The organism is Jatrophihabitans fulvus, from assembly GCF_054781375.1.
This window is the reverse complement of record NZ_BAAGUN010000003.1, coordinates 152,937-170,298: the sequence shown is the minus strand read 5'-3', so window position 1 is coordinate 170,298 and position 17,362 is coordinate 152,937. Positions and strand designations below refer to the sequence as shown.

The 17,362-nt window shown below is 71.4% G+C and carries 12 protein-coding genes; 7 read left to right on the top strand and 5 right to left on the bottom strand.

The genetic code is table 11. From position 1 onward, the window contains the following. The first annotated feature begins 13 nt into the window (after nucleotides 1-13). A complete protein-coding gene (locus tag ACYVP9_RS12735; RefSeq protein WP_460605243.1) occupies nucleotides 14-1,021 on the top strand; it encodes a DrrA family ABC transporter ATP-binding protein in 1,008 nt (335 codons plus the stop codon). After that, nucleotides 1,018-1,848 (top strand): ABC transporter permease, encoded by an 831-nt coding sequence (locus ACYVP9_RS12730; protein WP_460605242.1) that lies wholly within the window; start codon nucleotides 1,018-1,020, stop codon nucleotides 1,846-1,848. The genes ACYVP9_RS12735 and ACYVP9_RS12730 overlap by 4 nt, the downstream gene beginning before the upstream one ends. On the opposite strand, the gene ACYVP9_RS12725 is transcribed toward ACYVP9_RS12730, so the two are convergent. Together ACYVP9_RS12725 and ACYVP9_RS12720 are read right to left on the bottom strand one after the other, a co-directional pair. Next, on the bottom strand, nucleotides 1,849-3,345 hold the full coding sequence (locus ACYVP9_RS12725; RefSeq protein ID WP_460605241.1) for a bifunctional phosphatase PAP2/diacylglycerol kinase family protein: 1,497 nt from the start codon (nucleotides 3,343-3,345) through the stop codon (nucleotides 1,849-1,851). Continuing rightward, nucleotides 3,342-5,279 (bottom strand): acetoacetate--CoA ligase, encoded by a 1,938-nt coding sequence (locus ACYVP9_RS12720; protein ID WP_460605240.1) that lies wholly within the window; start codon nucleotides 5,277-5,279, stop codon nucleotides 3,342-3,344. Before ACYVP9_RS12720 ends, ACYVP9_RS12725 begins: the two co-directional genes overlap by 4 nt. 93 nt (nucleotides 5,280-5,372) lie before the next feature. On the opposite strand from ACYVP9_RS12720, the gene ACYVP9_RS12715 reads away from it, so the two are divergent. Together ACYVP9_RS12715 and metX are read left to right on the top strand one after the other, a co-directional pair. Continuing rightward, nucleotides 5,373-6,689 (top strand): O-acetylhomoserine aminocarboxypropyltransferase/cysteine synthase family protein, encoded by a 1,317-nt coding sequence (locus tag ACYVP9_RS12715; RefSeq protein ID WP_460605239.1) that lies wholly within the window; start codon nucleotides 5,373-5,375, stop codon nucleotides 6,687-6,689. Beyond that, nucleotides 6,686-7,798 (top strand): homoserine O-acetyltransferase family protein, encoded by a 1,113-nt coding sequence (gene metX / locus ACYVP9_RS12710; RefSeq protein ID WP_460605238.1) that lies wholly within the window; start codon nucleotides 6,686-6,688, stop codon nucleotides 7,796-7,798. The genes ACYVP9_RS12715 and metX overlap by 4 nt, the downstream gene beginning before the upstream one ends. A gap of 2 nt (nucleotides 7,799-7,800) precedes the next feature. Here metX and glgP read toward each other — a convergent pair whose 3' ends face one another. Genes glgP through ACYVP9_RS12695 form a run of 3 tightly spaced genes read right to left on the bottom strand, consistent with a single transcriptional unit; the run spans nucleotide 7,801 to nucleotide 12,060 of the window. Further along, nucleotides 7,801-10,365, bottom strand: coding sequence for an alpha-glucan family phosphorylase (gene glgP, locus ACYVP9_RS12705; RefSeq protein WP_460605237.1), 2,565 nt, complete (start codon nucleotides 10,363-10,365; stop codon nucleotides 7,801-7,803). 51 nt (nucleotides 10,366-10,416) lie between these two features. Beyond that, nucleotides 10,417-11,796, bottom strand: a complete 1,380-nt coding sequence (locus ACYVP9_RS12700) for a WXG100 family type VII secretion target (RefSeq protein ID WP_460605236.1) — start codon at nucleotides 11,794-11,796, stop codon at nucleotides 10,417-10,419. A 3-nt stretch (nucleotides 11,797-11,799) separates the two neighbouring features. Continuing rightward, nucleotides 11,800-12,060, bottom strand: coding sequence for a hypothetical protein (locus ACYVP9_RS12695; RefSeq protein ID WP_460605235.1), 261 nt, complete (start codon nucleotides 12,058-12,060; stop codon nucleotides 11,800-11,802). A 105-nt stretch (nucleotides 12,061-12,165) separates the two neighbouring features. On the opposite strand from ACYVP9_RS12695, the gene ACYVP9_RS12690 reads away from it, so the two are divergent. From ACYVP9_RS12690 to ACYVP9_RS12680, 3 genes are read left to right on the top strand one after another with little or no spacing between them, the layout of a single operon-like run. Next, entirely contained in the window at nucleotides 12,166-14,178 is a 2,013-nt protein-coding gene (locus ACYVP9_RS12690; RefSeq protein ID WP_460605234.1) for an alpha-1,4-glucan--maltose-1-phosphate maltosyltransferase, read from the top strand. Further along, nucleotides 14,175-15,944 carry a maltose alpha-D-glucosyltransferase gene (gene treS / locus ACYVP9_RS12685; RefSeq protein ID WP_460605233.1) on the top strand — a complete coding sequence of 590 codons (1,770 nt, stop codon included), beginning with the start codon at nucleotides 14,175-14,177 and terminating at the stop codon, nucleotides 15,942-15,944. Before ACYVP9_RS12690 ends, treS begins: the two co-directional genes overlap by 4 nt. After that, entirely contained in the window at nucleotides 15,941-17,341 is a 1,401-nt protein-coding gene (locus tag ACYVP9_RS12680; RefSeq protein ID WP_460605232.1) for a maltokinase N-terminal cap-like domain-containing protein, read from the top strand. The genes treS and ACYVP9_RS12680 overlap by 4 nt, the downstream gene beginning before the upstream one ends. Nucleotides 17,342-17,362: the final 21 nt, after the last annotated feature.

Below are 17,362 nucleotides of genomic sequence, written 5' to 3'. Positions count from 1 at the left end.
CAGGGAGAACCCCATGGCCGACGTCATCCGCGCGCAGGGCCTCGTCAAGACCTATGGCGAGCTGCGCGCGCTCGACGGGCTCGATCTCGCCGTCCCCGAGGGCACCGTCCTCGGCCTGCTCGGCCCCAACGGCGCGGGCAAGACCACCGCCGTCCGGGTGCTCACCACCCTGCTCGTGCCCGACGCCGGCTCCGCCGAGGTGGCGGGCATCGACGTGGTGCAGAACCCCACCGGGGTGCGGCGGCGCATCGGCCTGTCCGGCCAGTACGCCGCCGTCGACGAGTACCTCACCGGTCTCGAGAACCTCGAGATGATCGGGCGGCTCTACGGCTACCGTGGCAAGGTCGCCCGCGCACGGGCGTCCGAGCTGCTCGAACGCTTCACCCTCACCGACGCGGGCAACCGTCCCGTGAAGACGTACTCCGGAGGCATGCGGCGGCGCCTCGACCTCGCCGGGTCGCTGGTCGCCGCTCCCCCGGTGCTGTTCCTCGACGAGCCGACGACGGGCCTCGACCCCCGCAGCCGCAACGACATGTGGGACGTCATCGTCGAGCTGGTCAAGGGCGGCACGACGCTGCTGCTCACGACCCAGTACCTCGAGGAGGCCGACCGCCTCGCCGACAACATCGTCGTCATCGACCACGGTCAGGCCATCGCCGAGGGCACCGCCGACCAGCTCAAGGCGCAGGTGGGCGGCGAGCGCATCGAGGTCGTCGTCGCCGACGCCGCCGACCTGCCCGGCGCCCAGCAGGTGCTGTCCAGGTTCTGCGAGGGCACGACCATCGAGGTGAACGACCACGCCCGCCGGCTCACGTTGCCGGTCAGCGGCGGCGCGCAGACGCTCACCGAGGCACTGCGCGAACTCGACGCCGCGAGCGTGAAGCTGCACGACGTCGCGCTGCGCCGTCCCACGCTCGACGACGTCTTCCTCACCCTCACCGGCCACGCCGCCGAGGACGCGCAGGCGTCCGACGAGACCACCGACCACACCGACCGCGACCTCGTGGAGGCAGCGAAATGAGCGCGATCGACGGCGCCGACGTCCGCACCGGCCCGCTCAAGGCGTTCAGCGACGGCGCGGCCGTCGCCCGGCGCAACCTGATCAAGATCAAGCGCGTGCCCGACCTGCTGGTCTTCTCCACGCTCTCGCCGATCATGTTCATCCTGCTGTTCGCGTACGTGTTCGGCAGTCAGATCTCGGTGCCCGGCATCAACTACAAGGAGTTCCTGATCCCGGGCATCTTCGCCCAGACGGTGATCTTCGGCGCCACGATCACCGGCGCCGGCCTGGCCGAGGACATCCAGAAGGGCATCGTCGACCGCTTCCGCTCGCTGCCGATGTCCCGTTCGGCCGTGCTCGTCGGACGGACGACCAGCGACGTGCTCAACAACGTGCTCGTCATCACGATCATGTCGGTCACCGGCCTGATCGTGGGCTGGCGCATCCGCACCTCCGTCGGCGAGGCGATCGGCGGGTTCCTGTTGCTGCTCGCCTTCGCCTATGCGATCAGCTGGATGATGGCGCTCGTCGGTCTGCTCGTGCCCAGCCCCGAGGTCGTCAACAACGCCTCGTTCATGCTGATCTTCCCGCTGACGTTCATCGCGAACACCTTCGTGCCGACGAACAAGTTCCCGAGCGTGCTGCGCACCATTGCCGACTGGAACCCGGTGTCGTCGGTGACGCAGGCGTCCCGCGAGTTGTTCGGCAACACGAGCCCGCAGTTCCCGCCGCACGACAACTTCCCGGGGCACCACCCGGTGGTCTATTCGCTGATCTGGATCCTGGTCATCCTGGCGATCTTCATCCCGCTGTCCGTCCGCCGGTACAAGAAGGCCGCCAGCCGCTGATCACCGGCGTACCGGCCGCGGCGCGACCACCCGCACCGCGGCCGGGCGCACGGCGAACTCGGCGGGCAGGGCACCGATGACCTCGCCGTCGACGGCCACGTCGTGCGGCTCGTCGCCGGTCACCCGCAGGCTCGTCACGCGCATCGCGTGCACCCCGTGCACGGGGCTGTGCCGTCCGACGAACGCGTCGGCGACGGCGAGGACCGTTCGCGCGATCGACAGCCGCTCGATGGCGATGACGTCCAGCAGGCCGTCCGTCAGCGAGGCACCCGGAACCCTGATGCCCAGTACCCCTCCGAACACGGGCGCGTTGCTGACCGACAGGTGCACGAGCGAGAACGTGCGGCTCTCGCCGTCGCGCTCGATCGTGCACTCGAAGGGCACGTAGCGGCGCACCGCGCGCGCGGCCGCGACCGGATAGGTGAGCGCGCCGAACCGGTTGCGCATGGACTTCTCGGTGGCGAGCTCGGCGAAGGCCACGTTGAGCCCGACCGTGGTGGCGTTGAGGAAGGTGACGCCCTGCCGTCCGCCGTCGATGCCGACCCGTCCGGCGTCGACCGCGACGACGCGGTACGACATCAGCTCCTGCGCCGCCTCGACCGCGTCGGGCGGGATGCCGAGTGAGCGGGCCACGTCGTTCGACGTGCCCAGCGGCAGCGGGAACAGCACCGCCGGCGTGTCCGCGACGACGCCCGCGGCGAGGCCGACGGTGCCGTCGCCCCCGGCCGCGATGACGAGCGGTGCGACGTCACCGGCGTCGTCGACGTAGCGCTCGAGCTCGGCGATCTCGTCGACGCCGTACTCGCGCACGATCGAGATGCCTGCTTCGCGCAGCGCGGCCTTGGCGGGATCGAGGTCGTCCGCGGCCCCGGCGCCAGGGCTGACGAGCAGCACCGCCTGCGTCGGCACCGGCACCTCGAGCTCGGGTGCGTCGACCCGGTGCACCGACCTGGCCCGCACGCGCTTGACGACGGCCGCGGCGACGAGCCCGGAGGCCGCGCCGACGGCCGCGCCCACGACGACGTCGCTCGGGTAGTGGACGCCCGTGTGCACCCGCGAGTACGCGACCGTCGTGGCGGCGGGCAGGGCCGCGACGCCCGCCGGGGGCAGCGCGCTGGTCACACCGGCGGCGAAGGCGAACGCCGACGCGGAATGGCCGGACGGGAAGGAGAACGTCCGCGGCAGGGGCAGCAGCGGCTTCGCGCCGGCGAGCTCCGGCGGCCGGTCACGGCGCCACGCGAACTTCAGGGGCCCGTTGACGAGCCCCGCCGCGATGCCGATGCCGAGCATGCCGCTCGCGGCGGCGGTGCGGGCACGACGACGTCCGGTGACGACCAGGACACCCGCGGCGGCCGTCCACACCAGGGACCGGTTCGCGACGGTGCTCGCCACGGTCGCCACCCGGTCGGACACCGGGTGCCGGCGGCGCGTGGCCGCGGCGAGCAGGCGACGGTCGTAACGGCTGAAGGTCGCGCGGACGCCGGAGCGCCGCCTCACCCGGACGACCGCTCGACGAACGGCCGCATCGCCTCCGGGTTCGCCAGGGCGCCGACGCTGACCGCCTTCTCCAACGGCACCCCGGACAGCACGCGCTTGACCGGTACCTCGCACTTCTTGCCGTTGAGGGTGCGCGGCACCTCGGCGATCGCGATGACGTCGTCGGGCACGTGCCGGGGAGAGAGCGCGCTGCGGATCGTGCTGCGCAGCCGGCCGCGCACGTCGTCGAGGTCGGCGCCGTCCTGCAGCACGACGAACAGCAGCAGGTCGCCGGTGTCGACGACCAGCGAGTCGGCCACCTCGGGCAGCTGCTCGACGACGCGGTAGAACTCGGCCGTCCCCATGCGCACCCCGCCACGGTTCAGCGTCGAGTCGGACCGGCCGTGGATCACGCACGACCCGCGCTCGGTGATGGTGATCCAGTCGCCGTGCCGCCAGACGCCCGGGTACATGTCGAAGTAGGCCTCGGCGAAGCGGGAGCCGTCCGGGTCGTTCCGGAAGCCGACCGGCATCGAGGGCATCGGCGCCGTGACCACCAGCTCCCCCACCTCGCCGACCAGCGGGCGTCCGTCGGGGTCGAAGGAGTCGACTGCGCAGCCGAGCATGCGGCACGCGAGTTCGCCGGCGTGCACCGGCAGTGTGGGCGCGCCCCCGACGAAGGCGGTGCACACGTCGGTGCCGCCCGACAGCGAGCTCAGCAGCACGTGGTCGCCGAGCTGGTCGTAGACCCACTCGAATCCTTCGGGGGCCAACGGCGCCCCGGTGGAGCCCACCGTCCGCAGGCCGTCGAGCGCGAGGTCGGACGGGCGCACGTCCGCACCCATGCACGCCTGGATGAACGGTGCCGACACCCCGAAGGCGGTGATGCCCGCACGCTCGGCCAGTCGCCACAGCGCTCCGAGGTCGGGGGTGCCGGGGTTGCCGTCGAACAGGACGATCGCGGAGCCGACGGTCAGGCCGCTGACGAGCAGGTTCCACATCATCCAGCCGGTGGTGCTGAACCAGAAGAAGCGGTCACCCTCGCGCAGATCGAGGTGCAGGGCGAGCTGCTTGGCGTGCTCGAGCAGGATGCCGCCCTGGCAGTGCACGATCGCCTTGGGCAGGCCGGTCGTGCCGGACGAGTAGAGGATCCACATCGGGGCGTCGAACGGCATCGGCTCGAAGGCGAGTTCGCCCGCGACGGCGACCAGGTCGGGCCAGCGGACGGTGCCCTCGAGCGTGGCGTCGGCGTCGACGTAGGGCACGAGCACGACCGTGTGGGCCGTCGGCAACTTGCCGATCAACTGCGTCACCGTGTCGCGGATGTCGAACGCCTTGCCCCCGTAGCGGTAACCGTCGACCGCGAACAGCACCGTCGGTTCGATCTGCGCGAAGCGGTCGACGACCGCCTGGACCCCGAACTCGGGCGAACAGGACGACCAGACCGCGCCGAGCGACGCCGCCGCTAGCATCGCCACCAGCGCCTCGGGCGCGTTCGGCAGCAGGGCGGCCACCCGGTCGCCCGCACCGACCCCGCGGCGCACGAGCTCGCTGCGGACGGAGGCCACCTCGGCCCGCAGCTCGGCGAACGTCATGGTGCGGGCGAGGCCGTCCTCGCGTTCGAACACGACCGCGGTCGCGTCGTCGTCGACCCCGCACGGCGGGAACAGGGCGTGCTCGGCGTAGTTGAGCCGTCCGTCCGGGAACCACCTGGCGCCCGGCATGCTCGCGTCGGCGAGCGCGCACGTGGGCTCGGCGTGCCACCGCACCCCGTACCAGCGCGCGAAGGCCGACCAGAACGCGTCCAGGTCGGCGATCGACCAGCGCCACAACTCGTCGTACGTCCCGACCGGGATGCCGCCGTTCTCGGACAGCCAGCGGCCGAACTCCGTGATGCGCGCGGCCGCGAAGCGGTCGGCGTCCGGCTGCCAGAGCAATTGCCCCTCGTCGGTCATAGGAGGAACCTACCGATGCCGCGACGCCGGTCTCTTTCCTAGCGATACGCTAGACAAGAGACAGCCACCGACACCACGTCACGAGGAGCCGATATGTCCGCAGAGTGGTCGTTCGAGACCCGCCAGATCCACGCCGGGCAGACGCCCGACGGCGAGCAGCACGCCCGCGCGTTGCCGATCTACCAGACCACGTCGTACACGTTCGACAGCACCGAGCACGCGTCGAACCTGTTCGCGCTCAAGGAGTTCGGCAACATCTACACCCGCATCATGAACCCGACGCAGGCGGCGGTCGAGGACCGCATCGCCTCGCTCGAGGGCGGCGTCGGGGCGCTGCTGACCGCGAGCGGCCAGGCGGCCGAGACCCTCGCGCTGCTCAACATTGCCGAGGCCGGCGACCACATCGTGTCCAGCGCGCGGCTCTACGGCGGCACGTACAACCTCTTCCACTACACGTTCCCCAAGATGGGTATCACCGTCGACTTCGTCGCCGACCCGGACGACATCGAGCAGTGGCGGGCCGCGGTCAAGCCGAACACCAAGGCCTTCTTCGCCGAGACCATCAGCAACCCGCAGATCGACGTCCTCGACATCGAGGCCGTCGCCGGCGTGGCGCACGAGAACGGGGTCCCGCTGGTCGTCGACAACACGATCGCCACGCCGTACCTCATCCGCCCGTTCGAGCACGGGGCCGACATCGTCGTCCACTCCGCGACGAAGTACCTCGGCGGCCACGGCACCGCGATCGGCGGCGTCATCGTCGACTCGGGCAACTTCGACTTCGCGCAGGACCCGGAGAAGTTCCCGAACTACAACCAGCCCGACCCGAGCTACCACGGCCTCGTCTACGCCCGCGACCTCGGCGTCGGTTCCCCGCTCGGCGCCAACCTGGCCTTCATCCTCAAGGCCCGCGTGCAGTTGCTGCGCGACATCGGCGCCGCGATCGCGCCGTTCAACGCCTTCCTGCTCTCGCAGGGCATCGAGACGCTCAGCCTGCGCCTCGAGCGGCACGTGCAGAACGCGCAGGCGGTCGCCGAGTGGCTGTCGCAGCGCGACGAGGTGTTGTCGGTGAACTACGCCGGCCTGGCGTCCAGCCCGTGGCACGAGCGTGCCCAGAAGTACGCCCCGCGCGGCACCGGCGGCGTGCTGGCCTTCGAGATCCAGGGCGGCGTCGACGCCGGCCGCCGCTTCGTCGAGGCGCTCGAGCTGCACAGCCACGTCGCCAACATCGGCGACGTGCGCAGCCTGGTCATCCACCCGGCGTCGACGACGCACTCGCAGCTGACCGTCGACGAGCAGGCAGCCACCGGCGTGACGCCGGGCCTGGTGCGCCTGGCCGTGGGCCTGGAGCACATCGACGACATCCTCGCCGACCTCGACGCGGGGTTCCGGGCGGCCAAGTCCGAGTGACGACACGTTCCGGCGGCTGGCGCGACGGCGACCCCGTCGCGCAGCGCCGCTTCGCCGGGCTCGGGGCGATCGACCTCGAGCTCGGCGGGCGGCTGCCCGACGTCCGCGTCGCCTACGAGACCTACGGCAGCCCCCGCCGCGACGCGTCGGGGGCCGTCACCAACGCCGTGCTCGTGTTGCACGCCCTCACCGGCGACGCGCACGCGCACGGTCCTGCCGGACCCGGGCAACCCACGCCGGGCTGGTGGGACGGCGTCGTCGGGCCGGGCCGTCCGCTCGACACCGACGAGTGGTTCGTCGTCAGCAGCAACGTGCTCGGCGGGTGCCAGGGCACGACCGGACCGTCCTCCCCGGATCCCGACGGCCGTCCGTGGGGGTCGAGGTTCCCCTCGGTGACCATCCGCGACCAGGTCGCCGTCGAGGCGCGCCTGGCCGACGAGCTCGGCATCGCCGGCTACGCGTCCGTCCTCGGCGGGTCGATGGGCGGTATGCGCGCGCTCGAGTGGGCGCTGATGTTCCCCGAGCGCGTCGGTACCGCGCTCGTGCTCGCCGTCGGCGCCGCGGCCACCGGCGACCAGATCGGCACGCAGTCGACCCAGGTCGTCGCGGTCACGGGTGACCCGCGCTGGGAGGGCGGCGACTACCACCCGGGCCCGGGCCCCGTGCACGGTCTCGGCGTCGCCCGCCGCATCGCCCACCTCACCTACCGCGGCGAGCAGGAACTCGACCTCCGCTTCGGCCGCGAGGTGCAGTCGGACGGCCGCCGCGCGGTCGCGTCCTACCTCGAACACCACGCGTCCAAGCTCGCCGCCCGCTTCGACCCCGGCAGCTACGTCGTGCTCACCGAGGCCATGAACACCCACGACGTCGGACGCGGCCGCGGTGGCATCGAGGCGGCCCTCGGCGCCTGCACCGTCCCCGTCGTCGTCGCCGGCATCGACACCGATCGGCTGTACCCGATCCGGCTGCAGCAGCAGATCGCCGATCTCACGCCCACCGCGGACGGCCTGCACACCGTCACGTCCGACCACGGGCACGACGGCTTCCTGGTCGAGTCCGCCCAGGTCGGCGAACTCGTCACCCACACGCTGAAACGCGCGGGCGCCTGAGCTCAGGCGATCGCGACGACGCCCAGCTCCGCCGGGTCGGCCAGCAGCTCGGAGTGCGGAAGCACTCGCACGGTGTAGCCGAAGCTGCCGGTGCGGTCGAGCGGGACCTCGCCCTCGTAGCGGGTGGTGCCGTCGACCTGCTCGACGACGCGCAGCTGTGACACGGTCGTGTCAGTGATGCGGTCCTCGGTGTCGACCGCACCCCAGACGGCCTCGACGATGACGTCCTCGGGGGCGAGCCCACCCAGCGCCACTTCGGCTCGCAGGGTCAGCGTCTCGCCGACCTGGGCATCGCCCTCGCCCGACAGCTGCGAGTCGACGTGCAGCACCGACACCGCCGGCCACGAGCCGACGACGGTGCTGCCCCAGCTCGCGAGCCGCTTGGCGCCGGCGAAGTCGTCGGCGAGCATGCGCCGCGCCGAGACGCCGGCGGGCGCGTAGAGCCGGCGCACGTACTCGCTCACCATCCGGGTGGCGAGCACCTTCGGCCCGAGCGACTTCAGCGTGTGCCGCACCATCTGCACCCAGCGGGTCGGCACGTCCTTCGTCCGCTTGCCCTCGCGGTCGTAGAAGCGGGTCGCGACGTTGTTCTGGATCAGGTCGTACAGCGCGTCGGCCTCGAGGTCGTCGCGCCGGTCGGGGTCGTGCAGTCCGTCGGCGGACGGGATGGCCCAGCCGTTCTCGCCGTCGAACCACTCGTCCCACCAGCCGTCGAGGATGGAGAGGTTGAGCGCGCCGTTCAGCGCGGCCTTCATGCCCGACGTGCCGCACGCCTCGAGCGGGCGCAGCGGGTTGTTCAGCCAGACGTCGACACCCCAGTAGAGGTAACGCGCCATGCCGATGTCGTAGTCGGGCAGGAACGTGATGCGGTGCCGGACGGCCGGGTCGTCGGCGAAGCGCACCATCTGCGCGATGAGTTGCTTGCCACCGTCGTCGGCGGGGTGCGACTTGCCGGCGATGACGATCTGCACCGGACGCTGCGGGTCGAGCAGCAGCGCCTTGAGCCGCTCCGGGTCGCGCAGCATCAGGGTGAGCCGCTTGTACGACGGCACCCGCCGGGCGAAACCGATCGTCAGGACGTCCGGGTCGAAGGCAGTCGCCGTCCAGGCGAGTTCGGCCTCGCTCATGCCGCGCTGCAGTCCGGACGCGCGCATGCGCCGCCGGATCTCGCCGACGAGCCGGCCACGCAGGGTGTTGCGCACCTTCCACAACTCGCTGTCGTCGACCTTGTCGAGCGCGTCCCAGCCGCCGCCCTCGGCGATGGCCTCGGCGCCGACCTCGCGCTCGGCGATGTCGAGGATGTCGCGCGACATCCAGGTGGGCGCGTGGACGCCGTTCGTGACGGACGTGATCGGCACGTCGGCCTCGTCGAACCCGGGCCACAGCCCCTTGAACATGCCGCGGCTGACCTCGCCGTGCAGCAGCGAGACGCCGTTGGCGCGCTGGCCGAGCCGCAGGCCCATGTGCGCCATGTTGAAGATGGACGGGTCGTCCTCGGCGCCGAGAGCGAGGATGCGCTCGACCGGCAGCGGCGCCATCACCGACATGTGGCTCGCGACGAGGTCGCGGGAGAACCGGTCGATGCCGGCGGGGACGGGCGTGTGCGTCGTGAAGACGGTGCCGGCGCGCACGGCCTGCAGCGCCTCGTCGAAGCCGAGGCCGTCGTGCTGGACCAGCTCGCGGATGCGCTCGACCCCGAGGAACCCGGCGTGACCCTCGTTCATGTGGAACACCTCGGGCGCCGGGGCCCCCGTGGACGCGCAGTAGGCGCGGATGGCGCGGACGCCACCGACGCCCAGCAGCAGTTCCTGCTCGAGCCGGTGCTCGGCGCCGCCGCCGTAGAGCCGGTCGGTGACCTGGCGGGCGTCGGCGTCGTTCTCCTCGATGTTGCTGTCCATCAGCAGCAGCGGCACGCGGCCGACCTGCGCGATCCAGACCTGCGCGTGCAGCGTCCGGTCATCGGGCAGTGACACCGAGACGCGCACCGGGTTGCCGTCGGCGTCGTGCAGGGCGCTGATCGGCAGGCCCTGCGGGTCGAGGGACGGGTAGGTCTCGAGCTGCCAGCCGTCGCGCGAGAGCGACTGGCGGAAGTACCCGGCGCCGTAGAGCAGGCCGACGCCGACGATCGGGACGCCCAGGTCGCTGGCCGCCTTCAGGTGGTCACCGGCGAGGATGCCGAGGCCGCCGGAGTACTGCGGCAGCACCTCGGTGATGCCGAACTCGGGCGAGAAGTAGCCGATGGACGACGGGAGGTCCTCGCCCGCCTCCTGCTGCTTCTGGTACCAGCGCGGCTGCTCGAGGTAGTCGGTCAGGTCGTCGGCGATGTCCTCGAGCCGACGCAGGAACTTGCGGTCGCGCGCCAGCGCCGCGAACCGCTCGGCCGAGACCTCACCCATCATCCGGGCGGGGTCGTGGTCGCACGCCTGCCACAGCTCGGGGTCCACGGACTCGAACAGATCCAGGGACTCGGCGTGCCAAGACCACCGCAGGTTGGACACGATGTGCCCGAGCGGTTCCAGGGCGGACGGGTAGGCGGCACGGACCGTGAGTCGACGAAGAGCCTTCACGGACGCCGACCGTAGCAGCACCGGAAGGGCTTACGGTGCCCGGAAGCCGACTCACTTGCCGAAGATCGGCACCTTGAGGCCGACGGAGGGCAGCCCGCCGTCGAACTTCACGGTGACGGGCGACAGATCCCTGCCCACGTTGGCCATGATCTTCTGCCGGACGGTGAGCACGTCCTTGACCACCTCGGGCGCGGATGCGCCGTCCGCGAGGTCGTACGCGGGCTCCAGGATCGGGGTGACCGCCAGTCGCGACACCTTGTCGGTCACGAACCGTCCGGCGGGGGTGGCGGCCAGCGCGCCGCCCGCCTTCGACCCGGCGTAGCCGCACGCGGTACCCGCGACGAGGCCCGGCGAGCAGGCGAGCCCACCCGCGACGCCGCCGCCGAACTCGCCGAGGACGCGGTTGACGACGAGATCCTGCTTCTCCTGGCGCGACAGCGTCGGGTCGTTCGCGACCTTCGCGACGTTCGTCCCGATCGAGAGCGCGCCGGACAGCGCGTAGTTCGCCTTCGTCAGGCGGCCGCCCCACTTCTCGATGGTCGACAGGGCCGTGGCCTGTTTCGGCGTCAGCGGTCCGAAACCTCCCCCCGAGTCGAGCGCACGCAGCGTGCGGACGTCCGACAGCGACACCCCCTTGCGCAGCAGCAGGCGGGCCTGGTCGCTCAGCGACAGCACCTTGCCGACATCCGCGGTCGAACGGGCGACGAGCAGCTGGACGTCCAAGGCGGCCTTGATCGCCTGGCGGCCGTAGCCCAGCACCGTCAGGTCGTGCACGGCGGACGACACCGGCGCCACTCCCGGCACGGGCGGTGGACTCGCGGCGGCCTGCCGGACGATCGTCTCCTGCGATCGCAGCAGGTGCGCGAACGCCTCGCTGCGCCGTTGCCGCGTCTCCTGGGCCTCGGTGAACGCCGTGTTCGCCCGCGTGTACGCCCGCTCGGCCTCGTCCTGCTCGCCCTTCGCCCGGTCGCGGCGCCGCTCGGCCGCGCGCAGCACCTCCTCGGCCCGCGCGGTCGCGTGACCGGACCCGAGCACGTCGCGCACCACGGCCGCCGCGAGCGCCGCCGCCGCCTGCGCGACCTCCAGTTCGCAGCGGGTGAGCTCCCGAGCGGCCCGCTCGAGTTCCCGCTGCGCCGTGTCACGACGACGGGCGGCCTCCTTGGCCTGCTGGATCGCGTCGGCGACGGACGGCGCCGCGTTGCCGATCTGCTGGTAGGCCGCCCGCATCGCCGTCGCCGTCCGCAGGGTGTCGGACAGGAACAGACGCATCGCGTCGCCCTTCGCACCCCGGAACGACGTCGCCGGCAGCGAGTCGCGGATGCTCGTCAGCCGGTTGACCTGCCGGTCGTAGGCCGCCGCCTCGTGGCCCCAGCGCCGGGCCTGGGTGCGCAGCCGGTCGGGGTCGCCCTCGACCTGCGTCGTGTCGGTCACGGCTCAGCCCGCCGCGTGGTGGAAGGCGAGCGCGAATCCGCGCAGGGTGTCGGCGCCTGCACGGCCGTGGTCGGCCAGCTGCTGCCGGCCCGCGCGGGCCGCGGCGGAGAACCCGCGCAGCGCGTCCTCGGCACCGGCATGGCCCAGATCGGACGCGTCGTCGGCGTCGGACGTCGTGGAGAAGGTGGCGGCCAGGTCGCCGGCCGCGGCGTTGAGCGCCGAGAGGTCAGCGGCGACGATGAGGCCCGGGCTGATGCTGGACATGCCTCGACTCTGGCCCCCGCAGTGCTCGGACGACATGGGAAACGCTCCCCAGCGGGTTGCCCGCGAGTTGTATGACCGGAAGCGGTTGTGGGTAGCGTCGTCCTCGTGGTTGGACGATTCGGACTGACCGAGGTCTCCCCCGTCGTCGGCTCCACCGTCTCGGGCGAGTTCCCCGCCCGCACGACGGTCGGCGAGCCCTTACCCGTCTCGGCGCGGGTGTTCCGGGAGGGGCACGACGCCGTGGCCGCGAGCGTGGTGGTGCGCGATGCGGCCGGCAAGAAGACCGAGGTGGTGCGCATGCGCCGCGGTGCCCCGGGCACCGATCGGTGGCACGCCGATCTCGTGTTCGCGGAGCCCGGCGCCGCGTCGTTCCAGGTCGAGGCCTGGAGCGACCCGATGTCGACATGGCATCACGCCGTCACGGTGAAGATCGAGGCCGGCCAGGGCAGCGAGGAGCTGGCCAACGACCTCGAGACCGGCGCGCAGCTGTTCGAGAAGCTGACGAAGACGCTGCCCAAGAACGAGCGCGCGCGAGCCGTCGCCGCCGCCCGCGCGCTGCGCGACACCAGCCTCGACGTCGCCCACCGGGTGGCACCCGCGCTCGACCCGTACCTGCAGCAGCTCGCCCACGACCACCCCGTGCGCGAGCTCGTGACCGCGTCGCCCCGCTACCCGTTGTGGGTCGACCGGCCGCGCGCACTGTTCGGCAGCTGGTACGAGTTCTTCCCCCGCTCGATCGGCGCCGAGCTCGCCGGCGATCCGGCGGCGCCCGCGAAGCCCGCCCGGCACGGCACCTTCCAGGACGCCCTCGCGCACCTCGACTACGTCGCCGACCTCGGCTTCGACGTCGTCTACCTGCCGCCCATCCATCCCATCGGCGAGGTCAACCGCAAGGGCCCGAACACGCCGGACGCCCCGGGCGGCACCACGGTCGCCAACCCCTGGGACGTCGGCTCGCCGTGGGCGATCGGTTCCAAGCACGGCGGCCACGACGCGGTCCACCCGGAGCTCGGCACCATGGCCGACTTCAAGGCGTTCGTGAAGCGCGCCAACAAGCTCGGCATGGAGGTGGCCCTCGACTTCGCGCTGCAGTGCGCGCCCGATCACCCGTGGGTCGCGGCCCACCCCGAGTGGTTCACCTCGAAGCCGGACGGCACCATCGCGTACGCCGAGAACCCGCCGAAGAAGTACCAGGACATCTACCCGCTCAACTTCGACAACGACCCCAAGGGTCTGTACGCCGAGTGCCTGCGGGTGGTGCGGCACTGGATCGCGGCGGGCGTCCGCATCTTCCGCGTCGACAACCCGCACACGAAGCCGATCAACTTCTGGCAGTGGCTCATCGGCGAGGTGCGCAAGACGGACCCGGACGTGCTCTTCCTGGCCGAGGCGTTCACCCGCCCGGCGATGATGCACGAGCTCGGCAAGGTCGGTTTCCACCAGAGCTACACGTACTACACCTGGCGCACCGCCAAGGACGAGCTGGAGGAGTACGTCGACGAGCTCGTCGATGCGAGCGCCTACATGCGGCCCAACTTCTTCGTGAACACGCCCGACATCCTGCACGCGTACCTGCAGAACGGCGGGCCGGGCGCGTTCGCCATCCGGGCGGTGCTGGCGGCAACTCTGTCGCCGACGTGGGGTGTCTACTCGGGCTACGAGCTGTACGAGCACCTGCCGGTCAAGCCGGGCAGCGAGGAGTACCTGAACTCCGAGAAGTACCAGCTTCGGCCGCGAGACTTCGCCGGTGCGATCGCGGACGGACGGTCTCTGGCCCCGTTCGTCCGGCTGCTCAACCGCATCCGTCGCGAGCACCCCGCGCTGCAGCAGCTGCGCAACGTGACCTTCCACCAGGTCGACAACCCCGACATCACCGTGTTCAGCAAGCGCGACGCCGCCACCGGCGACACCGTGATCGTCGCGTGCACCACGAACCCGCACGAGTGGCGCGAGGCCACCGTCACGCTCGACCTCGAGGCGCTCGGTCTCGACTGGACGACCGGTTTCACCGTCCGCGACCTGCTCGACGGCACCGAGTACCAGTGGGGCGAGCACAACTACGTCCGCCTCGATCCCTACTCCCGGTCCGCGCACGTCTTCGAGGTGGTCGGCAAGTGAGCACTGTCTCCGACGAAGGTTTTCTCGACGTCGACACCACCGACACCACCGAGCGCACCGAGCCCGACTGGTTCAAGCGCGCGGTCTTCTACGAGGTGCTCGTCCGCGGCTTCTCCGACTCCAACGGCGACGGCTCGGGCGACCTGCGCGGGCTGACCGACAAGCTCGACTACCTGCAGTGGCTCGGCGTCGACTGCCTGTGGCTGCCGCCGTTCTTCCAGTCGCCCCTGCGCGACGGCGGGTACGACGTCAGCGACTACACCGCGGTCCTGCCGGAGTTCGGGACGATCGACGACTTCAAGAACTTCCTCGACGCCGCCCACGAGCGCGGCATCCGCGTGATCATCGACTTCGTCATGAACCACACGTCCGACCAGCACCCGTGGTTCCAGGCGTCGCGGTCGGATCCCGACGGCCCGTACGGCGACTTCTACGTGTGGAACGACGACGATCAGCGCTACCCCGACGCGCGCATCATCTTCGTCGACACCGAACCGTCGAACTGGACCTGGGACCCGGTGCGGCAGCAGTACTTCTGGCACCGGTTCTTCAGCCACCAGCCCGACCTGAACTTCGAGTCCGAGGCGGTGCAGGAGGCGATCCTCGAGGCGCTGCGGTTCTGGCTCGACCTGGGCATCGACGGCTTCCGGCTCGACGCCGTGCCCTACCTCTACGTCCGCGACGGCACGAACGGCGAGAACCTGCCCGAGACCCACCAGTTCCTCAAGCGGGTGCGCAAGGAGGTCGACCGCGACTACCCCGACCGCATCCTGCTGTGCGAGGCGAACCAGTGGCCGGCCGACGTCGTCGAGTACCTCGGTGACCCTGCCGTCGGCGGCGACGAGTGCCACATGGCGTTCCACTTCCCGGTCATGCCGCGCATCTTCATGGCGGTGCGGCGCGAGTCGCGCTACCCGATCTCGGAGATCATGGCGCAGACGCCGGCCATCCCGGACAACTGCCAGTGGGGCATCTTCCTGCGCAACCACGACGAGCTGACGCTCGAGATGGTGTCGGACGAAGAGCGCGACTACATGTGGGCCGAGTACGCCAAGGACCCGCGCATGAAGGCCAACATCGGCATCCGCCGCAGGCTGGCCCCGCTGCTCGAGAACGACATCAACCAGATCGAGCTGTTCACCGCGCTGCTGCTGTCGCTGCCGGGCTCGCCCGTCCTCTACTACGGCGACGAGATCGGCATGGGCGACAACATCTGGCTGGGTGACCGCGACGGCGTCCGCACGCCGATGCAGTGGACCCCCGACCGCAACGCCGGCTTCTCGACCGCCGACCCCGGACGGCTGTACCTGCCCGCCAACCAGGACTCGATCTACGGCTACCAGGTCACCAACGTCGAGGCGCAGACGCGCAACTCCTCGTCGCTGCTGCACTGGACACGCCGCATGATCGCCGTCCGCAAGGCCAACCCGGCGTTCGGAACCGGCACGTTCACCGACATCGGTGGCAGCAACCCCAGCGTGCTCAGCTTCGTGCGCGAGTTCGGCGACGACATCGTGCTGTGCGTCAACAACCTCAGCCGTTTCCCGCAGGCCGCCGAACTGGACCTGCGGCCGTGGCAGGGCGCCTGCCCGATCGAGCTGACCGGCGGTGCGCAGTTCCCCGAGATCGGCGAGCTGCCCTACCTGCTGACCGTCGCGGGCCACGGCTTCTACTGGCTGCGCATTCCGCGGGCGCCGCAACCGACCGAGGAGCCGGCGGCGCTCGAACCGGAGTCGTCGGCCCCCGTCGAGGACGGTGGCCTGTGACCGCCGACGGCCCGGGCGCCGACGTCCAGGGCGCGGTCACCGAGCTCGTGCGGGCGTGGCTGCCCGGCCAGCGCTGGTTCGCCGGCAAGGGACGGGACGCGACGCTCGAGGTCGAACGCCTCGGCGAGCTGAGCGCGAGCCCTCAGGTCACGCTGTGGGTCGCCCGCGCGACGTACGCGGACGGCGATTCCGAGACCTACCAGGTGCCGCTGACCGCCCACGGCGAGCCCGTCGAGCACCTCGAGCACGCGCTGCTCGGCACCGTCGAGACCGCCACGGGCACACGCTGGGTCTACGACGCGCCGCAGGACAAGGACGCCACGGGCGCGTGGCTGATCGGCGTCCGTGACGAGGCGACCGACGGGGTCGTCCGGTTCTCCCGTTACGTCGACGCGGAGGCCATCCCGGTCGACGAACCGAGCCTCGCCATGTCGGGCGAGCAGTCGAACACCTCGTTGGTCTTCGGCGACGCCGCCATCATGAAGGTGTTCCGGCGGCTGCAGCCGGGCGTCAACCCCGACATCGAGATCGGCGGGGAACTCAGCCGTCGCGGCGCGGCCAATGTGCCCGCCCTGCTCGGCTCGGCCGAGGCGGACATCGCCTTCGACGGCGAGCCCGAACCGACGTCGCTGGCGATGGTGCAGGAGTACCTGTCGAGTGGAACCGACGGATGGGTGCTGGCCACGGCCAGCGTCCGCGACCTCATGGCCGAGGCCGACCTGCACGCCGACGAGGCGGGCGGCGACTTCGCCGGCGAGGCGGAGCGGCTGGGCGCCGCGGTGGCGCAGACCCACGCCGACCTGGTCGCCGCCTTCGGCACGCGGGAGGCGTCGGCGGACGAGATGGCCGGGCGGTCGCAGGCCATGCAGGACCGCTTGACGCACGCGCTCGAGATCGTCCCCGAGCTCGGCGAGGTGGCCGACGGCCTGCGAGCCGCGTTCGCCGCCGTCGCGCAGCTCGCCGGTGGGGTGACGCTGCAGCGCATCCACGGTGACCTGCACCTCGGCCAGGTGCTGCGCACATACTCGCGCTGGGTGCTCATCGACTTCGAGGGCGAGCCCATGGCCGCCATCGACGCACGACGGGCGTTCGACTCGGCGCTGCGCGACGTGGCCGGCATGCTGCGCTCCTTCGAGTACGCCGGGCACCACCGGGCCGCCGAGGCGCCGAACGACACGCAGCTGGCCTACCGCGCCAAGGAGTGGTCGACCCGCAACCGGGACGCGTTCTGCGACGGCTACGCCGAGGCGGCCGGTGCCGATCCCCGCGAGCACGCCGTGCTGCTGCGCGCCCTCGAGGCGGAGAAGGCGGTCTACGAAGCGGTGTACGAGAGCCGTAACCGGCCGACGTGGCTCCCCATCCCGCTCGCGACCCTCCGCCGCCTGGCCGGCGACTGACCTGCCGACCGAGCGGCCGAC